The organism is Halomonas sp. C22, assembly GCF_007655045.1.
Classification (GTDB): Bacteria; Pseudomonadota; Gammaproteobacteria; order Pseudomonadales; family Halomonadaceae; genus Vreelandella; species Vreelandella hamiltonii.
The window spans coordinates 77,172-91,742 of sequence record NZ_VBVC01000011.1 but is presented as its reverse complement, the minus strand read 5'-3'; the positions used below and the strand labels follow the sequence as shown (position 1 = coordinate 91,742).

14 protein-coding genes and 1 rRNA gene are annotated in these 14,571 nt (G+C 59.5%); 9 read left to right on the top strand and 6 right to left on the bottom strand.

All coding sequences use genetic code 11. The features are described 5' to 3' along the window. Both rrf and rlmM read left to right on the top strand, forming a co-directional pair. Positions 1–87: ribosomal RNA gene (gene rrf, locus FEU76_RS16860) — 5S ribosomal RNA — on the top strand; the annotation flags it as partial. A gap of 309 nt (positions 88–396) precedes the next feature. Further along, complete coding sequence (gene rlmM / locus FEU76_RS16855; protein ID WP_039179339.1) at positions 397–1,464, top strand: 23S rRNA (cytidine(2498)-2'-O)-methyltransferase RlmM; 1,068 nt, start codon at positions 397–399, stop codon at positions 1,462–1,464. Positions 1,465–1,494: 30 nt separating this feature from the next. Here rlmM and FEU76_RS16850 read toward each other — a convergent pair whose 3' ends face one another. After that, a complete protein-coding gene (locus tag FEU76_RS16850) occupies positions 1,495–1,782 on the bottom strand; it encodes an antibiotic biosynthesis monooxygenase family protein (protein ID WP_016914310.1) in 288 nt (95 codons plus the stop codon). A 28-nt stretch (positions 1,783–1,810) separates the two neighbouring features. Between FEU76_RS16850 and tusA the strand changes: the two genes are divergently transcribed. Then, positions 1,811–2,062: a sulfurtransferase TusA gene (gene tusA, locus FEU76_RS16845; RefSeq protein WP_039179343.1), complete on the top strand. Its 252-nt coding sequence runs from the start codon at positions 1,811–1,813 to the stop codon at positions 2,060–2,062. A gap of 60 nt (positions 2,063–2,122) precedes the next feature. On the opposite strand, the gene FEU76_RS16840 is transcribed toward tusA, so the two are convergent. From FEU76_RS16840 to FEU76_RS16830, 3 genes are all read right to left on the bottom strand, one after another. Continuing rightward, positions 2,123–2,830, bottom strand: coding sequence for a hypothetical protein (locus FEU76_RS16840; protein WP_039179348.1), 708 nt, complete (start codon positions 2,828–2,830; stop codon positions 2,123–2,125). Between the two features lie 112 nt (positions 2,831–2,942). Then, on the bottom strand, positions 2,943–3,956 hold the full coding sequence (locus tag FEU76_RS16835; RefSeq protein WP_144984461.1) for a DUF3080 family protein: 1,014 nt from the start codon (positions 3,954–3,956) through the stop codon (positions 2,943–2,945). Positions 3,957–3,960: 4 nt separating this feature from the next. After that, positions 3,961–5,379, bottom strand: a complete 1,419-nt coding sequence (locus tag FEU76_RS16830) for an MATE family efflux transporter (RefSeq protein WP_039179355.1) — start codon at positions 5,377–5,379, stop codon at positions 3,961–3,963. Positions 5,380–5,516: 137 nt separating this feature from the next. Here FEU76_RS16830 and FEU76_RS16825 point away from each other — a divergent pair, with 137 nt between their 5' ends. After that, a complete protein-coding gene (locus tag FEU76_RS16825; protein WP_039179358.1) occupies positions 5,517–6,098 on the top strand; it encodes an elongation factor P hydroxylase in 582 nt (193 codons plus the stop codon). Here the strand turns inward: FEU76_RS16825 and FEU76_RS16820 are convergent. Next, entirely contained in the window at positions 6,095–6,574 is a 480-nt protein-coding gene (locus FEU76_RS16820; protein ID WP_016914304.1) for a hypothetical protein, read from the bottom strand. The genes FEU76_RS16825 and FEU76_RS16820 overlap by 4 nt on opposite strands. Positions 6,575–6,588: 14 nt before the next feature. Next, entirely contained in the window at positions 6,589–7,449 is an 861-nt protein-coding gene (locus FEU76_RS16815; protein ID WP_039179361.1) for a TatD family hydrolase, read from the bottom strand. 255 nt (positions 7,450–7,704) lie between these two features. On the opposite strand from FEU76_RS16815, the gene FEU76_RS16810 reads away from it, so the two are divergent. Genes FEU76_RS16810 through FEU76_RS16790 form a run of 5 tightly spaced genes read left to right on the top strand, consistent with a single transcriptional unit; the run spans position 7,705 to position 14,570 of the window. Further along, positions 7,705–8,934, top strand: a complete 1,230-nt coding sequence (locus FEU76_RS16810) for an ABC transporter substrate-binding protein (protein ID WP_039179364.1) — start codon at positions 7,705–7,707, stop codon at positions 8,932–8,934. A gap of 6 nt (positions 8,935–8,940) precedes the next feature. Continuing rightward, a complete protein-coding gene (locus tag FEU76_RS16805) occupies positions 8,941–10,515 on the top strand; it encodes a fatty acyl-CoA synthetase (RefSeq protein ID WP_039179367.1) in 1,575 nt (524 codons plus the stop codon). After that, the gene (locus FEU76_RS16800) at positions 10,515–11,657 is read left to right on the top strand and encodes an acyl-CoA dehydrogenase family protein (RefSeq protein WP_039179372.1); all 1,143 of its coding nucleotides are present in this window, start codon (positions 10,515–10,517) and stop codon (positions 11,655–11,657) included. Before FEU76_RS16805 ends, FEU76_RS16800 begins: the two co-directional genes overlap by 1 nt. A gap of 36 nt (positions 11,658–11,693) precedes the next feature. Beyond that, positions 11,694–12,878, top strand: coding sequence for a beta-ketothiolase BktB (gene bktB / locus FEU76_RS16795; protein ID WP_039179375.1), 1,185 nt, complete (start codon positions 11,694–11,696; stop codon positions 12,876–12,878). Between the two features lie 39 nt (positions 12,879–12,917). Beyond that, on the top strand, positions 12,918–14,570 hold the full coding sequence (locus tag FEU76_RS16790; RefSeq protein ID WP_039179377.1) for a fatty acid--CoA ligase: 1,653 nt from the start codon (positions 12,918–12,920) through the stop codon (positions 14,568–14,570). Position 14,571 lies beyond the last annotated feature (1 nt).

Here is a 14,571-nt window from a genome sequence, read left to right as displayed (position 1 = left end):
TGATCCCATGCCGAACTCAGAAGTGAAACCGCTTAGCGCCGATGGTAGTGTGGGGTCTCCCCATGTGAGAGTAGGTCATCGTCAGGCACTTATTACGAAACCCCGGCCTTATGGTCGGGGTTTTGCTTTTTGGGGGTCTCCCCCTGAAGAGTAGCGGAGCGCCGCCCGCCGGGTGGCCGGTCCGAACATCGTCAGGCACTTATATCGTAGAAAGCCCCGAGCACATTGTGTTCGGGGCTTTTTGCGTTTGGCACTTGCGCAAAACCCTCATGGCTCGGGCTGTGGGGGTGATATGCGTTGATAGGCTGCCTTGGGGAGCCGTTGTTGCTTCGCTGCGATGTTATCATGTGTTTTCGAGAGGGCAGTGACGGCTCCATGTTTACAGAGAGGTGAAAGGTGAGTGACACGATACCCACGGCGTGGCTGGTCTATTGTCGACCCGGTTTCGAGGGCGATACGTTGGCGGAAATGCAGCACCATGCCAAACAGCAGGGGGTGAACTGCGAACCAGCCCATGGGGCCGGATGGGTCAGCTTGACGCGACAGGATGGTGAGGCGATCAATGACCTGCACCGCCAGGCAGCTTTCCAGCATCTCATCTTTGCCAGGCAGAGTCTGGCAGCGCTGCCGCCCTTGGTGCTGTCCCGTGAGGATCGTCTGACCGCCATTCTCGATCAGGTCAAAGCCAGCCGTTGGAGCTTTGAAGAGATTTGGCACGAAACACCGGATACCAACGATGGCAAAGCACTGTCGGGGTTGATCAAGGCGCTCACTCGCCCGCTGCAAAACACGCTGAAAAAGCGTGGGGCGCTGCGAGGCAAGGCTGGCGGAAGACGGCTGCATATTTTCTGGACGGACGGAGACCGTGTGCAGCTTGGCATGAGCTTCCCTGACAATCGTAGCGAGCTGTTGAACGGAATCCGGCGGCTACGCTTTCCTTCCCGTGCGCCAAGCCGCTCGACGCTGAAACTGGAAGAGGCCTGGCACGAATTCATTCCACGCGATCAGTGGGATACTCGCCTGGCGGAGCACATGCAGGCAGCGGACCTGGGGGCGGCGCCAGGAGGCTGGACATGGCAGCTGGTGCAGCGCGGCATGTACGTCTATGCCATCGATAATGGGCCGATGGACAAAGCCCTGATGGCGACGGGTCAGATCGACCACCTGCGTGAAGATGGCTTTACCTGGGAGCCCCCTCAGCGGCTGGATTGGCTGGTGTGCGACATCGTGGACAAGCCTGTACGGGTATTGGCCATGGTAGAGCGTTGGTTGACGCGTAAATGGTGTCGTGAAGCTATCTTCAACTTGAAGCTGCCCATGAAGAAACGCTGGGACGAAGTGACGCGCTGCCTGACGACGCTGGAAGCCTCGTTGGCGTCAGCCGGGGTAAGCGCTAAAATAAGCTGCCGTCATCTCTACCATGATCGGGAAGAGGTGACGGTGCATGTCAGGTTGCTACACTGAGAAGGTGTGCTTGACTGGCTGAACGCTCGCCTAGTACCCCGGCTCATAGATACGAATGGCTTCATCTTCGGTGAGAAGAGGCAGAATGCGCTGCATGGCCATGGCGCGAGCCTCGCTTGCGTGCCACTCTTTCCAAGCGCGCAGGTCACGCCATTTGGTGATCATCAGTCGACGGTCGGTGTGGCCGCGCTCTACCAGCGTTTCACCACCAACGAAGCCACGAATGCCCAATGATACGCGCATGGCTTCGCGTGCGGCCTGCTCATATTCATCTTCCAGGCCGGGCATGATGCGTCGTTCAATGATGACTTTTATCATAGTGTCTGTTTCCTAACCGAGAGAGTCGATGACTGATCCTACACAAGCCCCCAGTGCTTTCGATGCCGAATTGGACACCACCGGGCTGTACTGCCCAGAGCCCATCATGCTGATGCACAACAAGGTGCGTGACATGGCGTCGGGCCAGGTGCTGAAGGTCGTGGCGACGGACCCTGCGACGACGCGCGATGTCCCCAAGTTTTGTCAATTCCTGGGGCACGAGCTTATCGAGCAGCAGGGCTCTGACGACCACTACGTCTACTTTATCCGTTTGGCGTGATACTGGGGAGTCCTGGCAAGGCATGCATCGACCATGGTGCAATGCCTTGCCGGGATGGCTTCAAGAGCGCTCGTTGCTGTCGGAGACCACCATCATGGCCAGGGCCTCAAGCGTAGCCGGGTCCTCTTCGAGGATGCGATTAGCGATGTGGCGTTGGAAAAAATAGACGGTGTGATGGCGCGAGTGGGCGTCATACAGGCAGTTATCACCCAGCAGGATCGGCATCAGAGTGGCTTTTTGCTCGTCAGCCAGCAGTGCGTCCACGCTGCCGTCGCTGTACAGGCGCCACCCGTAGACCGGCTTCATATGCCAGGGGGCATTGGGCCGGTTCATGCACAAGGCATGGGTTCCCAGGGTATCGGGAAGCTGCTGGATCAGCGTCACTTCACCGGATGCCTCATACTCGAAATAGCCTGCAGCCGCGACCAGTTCGTCGTACTTGTGGTCGGGGGGAACATCGAAGATTTCATCGGTTTCGGGGTCACGGTAACCGACGAAGCAACCGCTTTCCTCGCTGTCCAGCTCATGGCAGGCCGCCAGAGACTCCATCCAGGGTACCAGCCCGGTAATGCTGCCATCTTCTCTCAAGCCCCAGGCCAGAATGGGGAGACCATAGTAGGTGTCGGGACTCGCAGCGAGCTGGTAAACCATTTCCAGTCCGTCCAGCTCCGGAGCCAGACGAACGAGACATTTTCGCGCCTGCTGACGCTGACGCACGGTATCCAGGTCGATGACCTGGGCAGAGCGAGTTGACAGGGGTGAGCCCATGGTGTCCCTCCTTGTACTGCGTGGTCACGACATTGGCAGACAGTGATTTTCATCTGCCGCTACCTTCACCAATAGCACACCTTGTCTGGAAGGTTAAGCATGACGAGCATATTTAATGCTGTGTGCAGGGCGCCAGGGTAAGCGCCAACTGACGATGATGCGCCAGAGCCCGTTGAAACTGCTGCCAGGGGGCCTCCGGGTTCTGCATGTCGAGCCAGGCCTGCTGGTAGTCAGACACCGCTGGCGGTGGGCTGACGGCATGGGTATCGAAAAGGCTATTCACCGACACCAGCCACTGCTCTGCGCGTTGCTCCAGTTGGTCTACCCAGTCAGGCAGGGCTTCTGACCAACAGCTGCTCCCTGCGTCTGGTTCGGCCTGGGCTATAGCCGCGTTTAGCTCGTTCAGGCGCTGCTCAGCCAGCAGCAAGGCGCGCAGCACTTCGGCAGTCAGCGGACGCTGCTGGAGCGTTTTGAGATGGTTTTCCAGGGTCGAGGAGTCGTGTTGCCAGGCCTGATTGAACTGCTGGGTAATCATCTGCTCAAGATAATCCAGTGCTGCCCGCTGTGCTGCCCAGACTTGATCGGGGAGTGTGTGCAGAGGATGACTGGCGCGGGCGAAACTCTTCTCCCACTCTTCCGAGGCAAAGATGGCGTTCCAGGTCGCAAAGGGCAGCTGCTCGGTTTTGAGCTGGGTCAGCTGTGCCAGGCGATGGGCGTCATCCTCACCCAGCCGTTCAGGAATATCGCTGTTCCAGCAGTGATCCAGGCGTTGCCACAGCGTGCGCTCGTAGATCCATTGCTGGCTGGGCGGTGCGACACGGCCTAGCTGATTGTTTCTGGCAGCAATCAGGGAGGTGATCTGGCACTTGCGTAACGCATAGATATTGAGCATGCCTTCGCGTATCTCCGGCAGCTCGATCACGCGCTGGCGTCGGTCGGGAAAGGCGCCTATGTTACGGGGCTGCTGGCGTTCAGGAGCGGAAATGCCGAGCTCCTCGGCAGTCGAGCGCTGGTAGGCCGCCCAGGCCTCGTCCGCGCTGTTGTCGCCGCAGCCAGCCAGCACCAGGCTGGCCGACATGACGACGGGCATCACGAGGCATGAGCGGTAGAAACTTGAAGGCCGCATGGGGTCACTCCCGTTGACTGATTCGATGTAATCGCCAAGCCAGCAAGATGGCCGCTGTCGTGAGCCCTGCAATCAGGCCGATCCAGTAGCCGTGTACCCCCAGCGGCTGTGACTCGCCGCCCATGCCATAGGTTCCCAGCCAATGACCGCCCCCCAGCCCGACGATCCAGTAGGAAAGAACGGTGATCACCATGACGATGCGGGTATCCTTGTAGCCTCGCAGCGCGCCGGCCAGATTCACTTGCAGCGAGTCCGACAGCTGAAAGATGACCGCCAGAGCGATGATCGTGAGCGCCAGGGCCTGAATGTCGCTATTGGAGGTATACAGGCTGATGACCGGTGCGGCAGTGAACCAGAGCAGCGTGCTGTTGAACGCGGCGACGATCACGCTGATCACGACACCGTTCCAGGCAACCTTGCGGGCCAGGGAAAGGCGCTGCTGCCCCAGCGTATTACCGACACGCACCGTCAGTGCCATGCTCAGTGACATGGGCAGCATGAACAGGATCGAGGTATAGCTCAGCGCGATCTGGTGAGCCCCCACGGTCACTTCACCAAGGCTGGCAATGAACAGGGCGATCAGCGTGAACAGCGTCACTTCGACAAAAATCGCGACGCCGATGGGCACCCCGACCACGAGCAGCTCACGCACGCCTGACCACTGTGGCCAGGTGGCGCCATGCCACAAGGAAACGCTGCGGTATACCGTGCCACGGCGTGTGTAGAGTGCCATGGCAATGGTCATGGTCCACATGGAGAAGGCCGTGGCAATACCACAGCCAAAGGCGCCCAGCGCGGGTAGCTGCTGCAGCGTATCCGGCAGCGCGGCGCCGAACAGGCTGACCAGCCCATCACCCCCGTAGATCAGTACATAGTTGCTGGGAATATTGACGGCCAGGCCAATCAGGCTGATCCACAAGGCTGGCCGGGTATGGTTCATGCCATCCGAAAACGCTCTCAATGCCTGAAATAGCGCGATGCCTGGCATGCCGAAGGCCACCGCGCTCAGGTAAGCAGCCGACTCGCTGGCCACTGCCGGTGGCACGTTCATCAGCTCGAAGATCGGCATGACGGCCGTACGCAGCAGCAGGGCGGCCAACAAGCCCAGCGCCAGGGCCACCCAGAGCGCCTGATGTACGGCGGGACGAATGGCGCCGTTGCGTTGCCCTCCCAGCAGTTGAGCCACGATGGGCGTCAGCCCCATCAGCGTGCCGGTCATGAACAGCATCAGAGGCATCCACAGGCTGGAGCCTACCGACACCGCCGCCAGCGACGTGGCGTCATGTCGTCCGGTCATCATCACATCGACGACGCTCATGCCTGCCTGAGCAAGCTGTGCACCACAGATAGGCAGCGCCAGGGCCATGAGTGTGCGTGTTTCAGGCCAGTAAATTTTCTTGATATCGCTAGTGAAGCCGCCCAAGGTATGGTTCCTATTTAGCAAAGAGACCCAGGAAAAAGCGATAGAGTAGCAGGAGTCGCTATACCTTGCGCTCTCCTCTTTAGCCAAGGATGGGTCCCTCGTTATACTAGTGCAACGTTCATGAATGAGATAACGGTGTGACTAACCCGCAAGAGCGCTGGACGCTCGACGATATTACTGCGCTGTTTGATGGGGTGTTTGCAGACCACTATCAGACTCGACTGATTCGCGGTGGCGATGAGCCGCTTTACCGCCCGATGAGTGAGCAAACGCCTTACCATCAGGTGATCTTTGCACGAGGCTATTTTGCCAGTGCGTTACATGAGATCAGCCACTGGTGCATCGCAGGCGCAAAACGCCGCCAGTGGGAAGATTATGGCTACTGGTACTACCCGGACGGGCGCACGGAGGAACAGCAACAGGCATTCGAACAGGCCGAAGTGGCCCCTCAGGCGTTGGAGCAACTGTTTACCCAGGCGTGTGGCCGTACGTTCCATGTCAGTGTGGACAATCTGGGCGGCGGGGGCGAGGTGGACCGGGAGGCTTTCGCAAGACGCGTGGCAGCGAGGGCCGAGCGCTATCGGCAAGAGGGACTGCCCCTGCGCGCCAATGCGTTTCGGATGGCATTGGCGCGCTACTATCAGCACCAGGACACGCTGGAGCAGGCGATTCGGCAGGGGCACCGCCTGCTGGACGATGCTCTGATGAAAGTGGGTTAGTCAGCCTCGGACAACTGCTGATGCAGGGTCAGCATGACCTCGATTTCGTGCTCGGGGCGCATGGGTTCTAGGCCCAGGTCGTTGAAGGTATCACTGCGCAGGCGGTGCCATTCGCTTGAGCTGAGGGTTTCATACAGCACTTGTGCGGGTGCCAGCTCCACAAAAGGGTCCAGCCCGTAGGTGTCGAACAAGCGGGCAAGGGCGGCCTCGTCTTCGCCGTTGTCGCTGGTGTACAGTGTGGCCGAGAAATGGTCGTTCTCCAGCTCGCGGATCACATCCAGCGGGCTGACCCCCAGGCTCTCCAGCTCTTCGATGCTGTAAGCCCCCATGACATTGCTGTCTTCGGTAATCCAGCTGTCATCCGGCTGGATCAAGGTCTGCTTGATGCGGCCATCGGGCAGTGACCATGCAATCGACAGCGGCAAGCCATTGTCTTCACCTATCTCTATGGCAATAAAACCGGGGTAGTCGGCCATGGTTGTCGTTCCTTCTAGGTATCCGTGTCGATACGGAAAAATTGCAGGGCGGTCCGGGTGGTCGCCGCCGCGAGTTCAGTGTCACTCACCTGATGCCAACGAGCAATCTCCTGCACGATCCAGGGCAGCAGGGCAGGCTCATGGCGTCTGCCTTTCAGCTTGGCGGGCAAATTACGGGGCAGCAAGTAAGGGCAGTCGGTTTCGACCATCAATCGATCCAGCGGGATCTCGCGCACCAGGTCACGCAGGTGATGCCCGCGCCGCTCGTCACAAATCCAGCCCGTCAAGCCGATGTGCAGGTCCAGCTCCAGATAGCCCCGCAGCGTTTCACGGTCTGCGGTAAAGCAGTGGATCACCGCGTGGCTGATATCGTCGCGCCAGTGGTGCAGGATCTCACGCATGCGCTGTCCTGCATCACGCTCATGAAGAAACAGCGGTAGCCCGGATGCCGCCGCCAGGGCCAACTGCGCTTCAAAGGCGCGCTCCTGCTCCTGCGGTGTGGAAAAGTTGCGGTTGAAGTCGAGCCCGCACTCACCGACCGCGACCACCTCGGGCAGTGTATAGAGATTGCCCAGCGCCTGGGCCACGTCTTCGCTCCAGCCACTGGCATCATGGGGATGCACCCCCGCAGTGGCATACAGCCCCGCAAACTGCCGAGCCATCTCGACGGCCTGCCTGGCGTGGGCGACATCCGTTCCCGTGACGATCATTGTGGTCACGTTGGCGGCTCGGGCCCTGGCAATCACGTCGCTCAAATCGCGCTGAAAGCTCTCATGGGTCAGGTTGGCGCCAATATCGACCAGCGGTGTGCTGGGGCGAAACTGTAGCGCTTCAGGTAACGCGTCGTGTGCTTGCTGAGTCGCCAATGTGCTCATCTCTTCTGTGGGCCAGTGGCCCCATTGTAACGCTGGAGCCGCTTGGCTCGCCAACGCAAGCCGCCATGAACGTGGCAAGTAATCACACTGCAAATGGCATGAATTGCAAAAAAACTGGCTCAATAGGTAAACAGTGCAGGCCTGTTTGCTCTTACCATGAAAATGAGTCACCGCCATGCCCGTGATTCAATGAGTGAAGGCGCAACGCCAGCGTTGTGATTTTCACCTCAATAACAACAATAGAGAGGTACCCTCATGCCGTTATCACGTCGTTTCACCCTGTCTGCGTTAGCTTCTGCGGTGGTTGCTGCAGGCTTCGTTCCGTTCGTTGCCGCCCATGAAGGGATTTCTGATAACGAAATCCGCATTGGCTATCTGGCCGATATGTCAGGCGTTTACCGCGATCCTATCGGTTCTCTGGGGCTCGATGCCATTCAGATGGCGATCGAGGATATTGGCGGCAGTGTCAACGGGGCGGATATCGTGGTGTTCAGTGCCGATGATCGTAACAGCCCTGACGTGGGCTCCAGCGTGGTGCGTGAATGGATCGATGAGCGCAACGTCGATATGGTCACGGGCCTGGTGGCATCATCGGTCACGTTGGCGGCTGTCAGTCTGCTGCAGGAGGCCGACAAGCTGGGGCTGGTGAATGGTGCCGTCTCCTCCGGCGTGACCAACGAACACTGCTCTGCGAATCATATTCACTGGGTGTATGACACCTGGGCGATGTCGAACGGCACCGCCAAAGCCATTACCGAAGAAGGCTACAAAAACTGGTACTTGTTGAGTGCCGATTACTCTTTTGGTCATGCGTTGGAAGCAGACGTCGAGCGCGTGGTCACTGAAAACGGTGGCACCATCGTAGGGCGTGCGCGTCATCCATTCCCCAATAACGACTTTTCATCGTTCATGTTACAGGCGCAGGCCTCTGGTGCTGACGTCATTGCGCTGAATAACGCGGGCGGGGACACCATCAACGCGGTTCAGACGGCGGGGGAGTTTGGTATTACCCAGGCCGGGCAAATCCTGGCGGGAATGGTGCTGTTCAGTACCGATGTGCGCAGTATCGGGCTGGAAAATGCCCAAGGGCTGCAGTTCACCAAAGCCTGGTATTACGACTTGAACGAGGAAACCCGCGCTTGGGCAGAACGCTTCCGGGAGCGTACGGGCAGCATGCCTACCATGGTGCACGCTGGCCTCTACTCCAGCACTCGCCACTACCTGGACGCCATCGCTGCCACCGGGACAGACGATACCCAGACGGTGCGTCAGCAGATGGCCGACACGCCTATCAACGATATCTTTGCCCAGAACGGCTATATCCGCGAAGACGGCCGTATGGTCCACGACATGTACCTGGTGGAAGTCAAAACCCCGGCAGAGTCAGCAGATGAAGACGACTTGTTCCGGGTGGTCCGCACCATTCCTGCCGAGGAAGCGTTCCGGCCACTGTCTGAAAGCGTCTGCCCACTCGTAAAGGGTTAAACAGCCATGACGTCTGTAGATAACATTCATCGCAATACGATTGGCGCTGCGCTTGACCGCAGCGCGCGCAAGCATGCCCAGAAGCGGGCTTTGACGTTCGGCGAGCGTACGTGGAGTTATCAAGCGCTCAATAACGCGGCCAACCAGGCGGCAAATGCGCTGCTGGAAGCAGGGCTGGCGCCGGGCGACCGCCTGGCGGTATACGGTAAAAACTCGGATGCCTATGTGATCGCGTGGCTGGCCTGTAGCAAGGCGGGCCTGATTCACGTCCCTGTCAATTTTGCGCTGAGCAGTGACGAGCTTCGCTACATTCTGGAGCAGTCGGGCGCAAAAGGGGTACTGAGCGACGCGGTGCTAGGTGACAAGGTTCGCGCTGCCGTCGCGGGACTGTCGCTGGTCGTCAACGGTACCCTGCAGGCGGAGGGGGCATCGCTTCAAGAAGACGCCTTCGACGTACTGGCGTGTACCCACGGGGTTCATGCTTCTCTGGCTCATGCTGCCCATGAGCCAGACGTCGCGCTGGAGGGGGCCAGCATCGCCCAGTTGTTATATACCTCTGGTACCACGGCAGCGCCCAAGGCTGCCATCATGAGCCATCAAGCGCTCATGGCCGAGTACATGGCGTGCATGGTGGCGTTGGATATCCAGGCAGATGACGCCGTGCTGGCAGCGCTGCCCTTGTACCACTCGGCGCAAATGCACGTGTTTCTGATGCCTGCGCTACTGCTGGGAGCGCCCGTCATTCTGCTGGAGGCCCCCCTGCCGGAAAGCTGCCTGGCTGCCATTTCACAGCACCAGATCAGCTCTTTTTTTGCCCCTCCTACCGTGTGGATCAGTCTGTTACGGCACCCTCACTTCGATCAGTACGATCTCTCGAGCCTCAGAAAAGCCTATTACGGGGCCTCCATCATGCCGGTGCCGGTACTCGAAGAGATGCAGCAGCGCTTTCATGGTGTCGGCCTGTACAACTGCTACGGACAGAGCGAAATAGCGCCCTTGGCGACTGTTTTGCGACCAGAAGAGCATGCCGAACGGCCGGCCTCTGCTGGACGACCGATTCTCACGGTCGAAACGCGCATCGTCGATCTGGAGGGCAACGATGTTCCGCCGGGAGAGCATGGGGAAATCGTCCATCGTTCTCCGCAGCTCATGCTGGGCTACTGGGACAAACCCGAGATGACCGCAGAGGCATTTCAGGGAGGCTGGTTCCACTCTGGAGACGTGGGGTATGTCGATGAAGCGGGCTATTTGTACATCGTCGACCGTATCAAGGACGTGATCAATACCGGCGGTGTGCTGGTCGCCAGTCGAGAAGTGGAAGAGGTGCTGTTCAAGCACACGGCGGTTTCAGAGGTGGCGGTTGTGGGGCTGCCCGATGACAAATGGATCGAGGCGATTACCGCGGTGGTGGTGCTCAAGGAGGGGCAAAGCGCCAGTGAAGCGGAGCTGATTCGACACGCCAAGGACCTGATCGCCCCTTACAAGGTACCCAAGCGGGTGATGTTTACCGACGCACTGCCCAAGAGCACGGCAGGTAAAATTCTCAAGCGCCATCTGCGCCAGGCGCTGGGAGAGTCATGATGGACGACCAGGAGCTGGGGCTCTTTCAGCCCATGATTACCCGCTGTTTAGCGCAGGAAGTAGCGCCTTTTTACCAGCAGTGGGAGGAGGCGGGGGAAATACCACGCTCCCTGTGGCTGGCGCTGGGGGCGGCAGGGCTGTTGGGTATTGACCTGGCAGAAGCGTACGGTGGCTCAGAGGCCGATATCGCCATCACGCAAAGGGTGCTTGAAGAGATGTCTCGTCAGGGCTTTGGTGGCCTCGCCAGTGCCTACAACATCCACGCCAATATCGTCATGCCGTATGTCCAGAGGCTGGGGACACCTGGGCAGAAGGAAAAGTGGCTGCCGCGCATGGCCTTGGGGGAGTGCCTGGGGGCCATTGCCATGAGCGAACCCCACGCCGGGAGTGATTTGGCCGCGATGAAAACCCGCGCCACGCGGGTAGAGGATGGCTGGTTGCTCAACGGCGGCAAGCTGTTCATCACCAATGGTCAGGTGGCCGATCTGGTGATCGTGTGCGCGAAAACCGATCCCAGTGCCGGCGCCAAAGGGGTCTCGCTATTTTTAGTGGAAACGTCGCTGCCCGGCTTTTCCCGGGGTAAACCGATCAAGAAAATAGGCCAGCATGCCAGCGACACTGCGGAGCTGGCCTTTGGTCAGTTGAAGTTGCCCGCAGACGCGCTATTGGGCAACGAGGGCGAAGGGTTTCGTTACCTCATGCAAGAGCTGCCTCGTGAGCGTTTGGGGGTGGGTGCCCAGGCCCTGGGGGCAATAGAAGGGGCGCTAGCGTTAACCCTCGAATACGTCACCCAGCGTGAAGCTTTCGGTCAGCGGCTTGCCGATTTTCAAAACACCCGCTTTACGCTGGCGCAGCTCAAAGCCCAGCTTGACATGGCCCGGGCTTACTTCGAACAGTGCATGGAGCGGTATCGGCAAGGCAGCATGAGCAGCACCGAGGCGGCGATTCTTAAATTACAGCTGAGCGAACTGCAGTGTCATGCGGTGGATCGCTGTCTGCAGTTGTTTGGTGGCTATGGCTACACTCATGAGTACCCCATTTCGCGCTTTTATCTCGATGCTCGGGTACAAACCATTTATGCCGGCAGCTCCGAGATCATGAAAGAAGTGATTGCGCGCTCGCTGCTGGGCAAAGCCTCTTGAGCAAGAGGTCCAAAAAACGGTCGACAAGGAGTCTATATGCAGTTGGATAGCGTGGTGATTGTAGGGGGCGCGCGCACCGCCATCGGAGGGTTTGGCGGTTCGCTATCCGCCTTCGCCCCCCATGAGTTGGGCGCCATCACCGCCGTGGAAGCCCTGCGCCGGGCCGGGGTGGAGGGCGCCGACATCGATCATTCGGTTTACGGCCATATCATCACTACTGGCCCGCAGGATGCCTATCTGGCCCGCCACATCGCACTCAGTGCAGGCGTTCCCAAAGAGGCCGGTGCCTTCAACGTTAATCGCCTGTGCGGCTCTGGCGTCCAGGCGGTGGTGTCTGCGGCTCAGCAGATTGTCCTGGGCGACAGTCGCCTCGCTTTGGCGGGCGGTGCCGAAAGCATGTCTCGCGGAGCCTACGTGTTGGCCCCGCAGGCGCGCCACGGTATTCGCATGGGGGACACCCGCATCGAGGATTTGACGCTTGGCGTGTTGAGTGACCCGTTCGGCAGTGGTCACATGGGAATCACCGCTGAAAATATCGCGCAGCAGTACGGTTTCAGCCGCGAGCAGTTGGATCAATTCGCCCTCGAGAGCCATCAAAAAGCAGCGCGGGCACTATCGGAAGGCCGCTTCGATGAGCAGATCGTGCCGGTAGAGGTGACCCGGGGCAAGCAGACGCTGACCTTTGCCCGTGATGAGCATGTCCGGGAAGACGTGGTGCTCAGTGACCTGGCCCGGCTGAAACCGGCTTTCAAGCGTGAAGGGGTCGTGACCGCAGGCAATGCCTCAGGGATCAACGATGGCGCCGCCACCCTCGTACTGGCCCATGCTGAAGAGGCCCGGAAACGAGGGCTCACCGTGCGTGCGCGGTTGCGGGTGGCCACCACGGCGGGCGTGGAACCATCACTGATGGGGTTGGGGCCCATTCCCGCCGTCAAGCGTTGCTTGCAGCAGGCTGGATTGACCATCCACGATATCGATGTGATCGAATCCAATGAAGCCTTTGCGGCTCAGGCCATGGCGGTGGCCAGCACGCTCGATTTTCCGCTGGAAAAGCTCAACCCCAATGGCGGTGCGGTCGCTCTTGGGCATCCGGTGGGGGCCACCGGCGCCATTTTGATCCTTAAAGCGCTGCATGAGCTGGAGCGCATTCAGGGGCGCTTTGGACTGATTACGCTGTGCATTGGTGGCGGGCAAGGTATCGCGCTACTAATCGAGCGTTAAGTTGCCCCAGACATCCAACAACAATCAAAGGTACGTTTTATGCCGACGATAACGCCAAAACTGCTTCCTTCGACGTCCTCCGCCACCAACCCTCCCATGCTGATCAAGGATCTGCTGGAGTCTGGCGTTCGCATGGCGGGCAATAATCAGATCGTGTACCGCGATCAAGGCCGTCACGACTACCGCCGTTTTCAAGAGCGTGTCCATCAACTGGCTCATCTGTTGACGGCGCAGGGAGTGCAGGCAGGAGATGTGGTGGCGGTGATGGATTGGGACAGCCACCGCTATCTGGAATGCTTTTTCGCCATTCCCATGATAGGCGCGGTGCTGCACACGGTGAACGTCCGCCTGGCACCCGAACAGATTCTCTACACCATGCAGCATGCGGAAGACGTCTTCGTGCTGGTGCATGAGGACTTCGTGCCTCTGCTGGAGCCGCTGGCGCAGCAACTGCCCGATATTCGTGGCTACGTGCTTTGTCAGGAAGAGCGCCGTGACGTCTCGACGTCGCTGCGATTGGTGGGGGAGTTCGAAGCCCTGCTGGCTGACCAGCCCAGCCATTATGATTTCCCCACGTTCGATGAAAATGGCGTGGCCACGCTGTTCTACACGACCGGCACGACCGGCAACCCGAAAGGGGTGTTCTTTACTCACCGTCAGCTGGTGTTGCACACGCTGGGCGAGGCCAGCACGTTCCAGGCGCCTGGCTTCGAGCTGTTGAACCGAGACAAGGTGTATATGCCCATTACGCCGATGTTTCACGTGCATGCCTGGGGCGTCCCTTACACCGCCACGCTGCTGGGCGCGACGCAAGTGTACCCGGGCAAATACGAGCCGGAGCTGCTGGTGAAGCTGCTGGTCAGTGAAAAGGTCGATTTTTCTCACTGCGTACCGACACTGCTCAACATGGTGGTGAGCGCGGAGGCCATCGCGACGAAAAAAGTCGATTTGACCGGCTGGAAAGTGCTGGTCGGAGGCAGCGCCTTGACCCAGGCGTTGGCAAGCCGTGCCTGGGCGCTGGGGATCGACACCCGCAGCGCTTACGGCATGTCGGAAACGTGTCCTCTGCTCACCGCCGATATCTTGCCGAAGGAGGTCGCGGAGGCTGACTTCGAAAGCCAGCTCCCCTGGCGCTGCAAGGCCGGTCTTCCGGTGCCGTTCGTGCGGCTGCAGGTGGTCGATGTGGACGGTCAACCGCTTCCTCATGATGGCCAGAGTGTGGGGGAAGTACGCGTACAAGCGCCCTGGCTCACCCAGGCTTACTACAAGGAAGAGACGCGTAGCGAAGAGCTATGGCGAGAGGGGTGGTTACACACCGGGGATGTGGGGTCGCTGGATGCGCATGGCTTTTTGGCCATTAGTGATCGCATCAAGGACGTCATCAAGACCGGCGGCGAGTGGCTGTCCTCCCTGGAGCTGGAAAGCTATATCAGTCAATGCCCCGGCGTCGCTGAGGTGGCGGTCATCGGCGTGGCGGATGACAAGTGGGGGGAGCGCCCCGCAGCGCTCGTCGTACCCAGCGACCTCAATCGGCCGCCTACCGTCGAGGCGATTCAGGGGTTCATGGAGCAGTTCGTGGCGCAGGGCAAGCTCAACCGTTGGGGAGTGCCTTCATTGATACGTTTCGTCGATGAAATACCCAAGACCAGCGTAGGCAAGCTGGATAAAAAACGTATCCGCACGGAGATCTAGC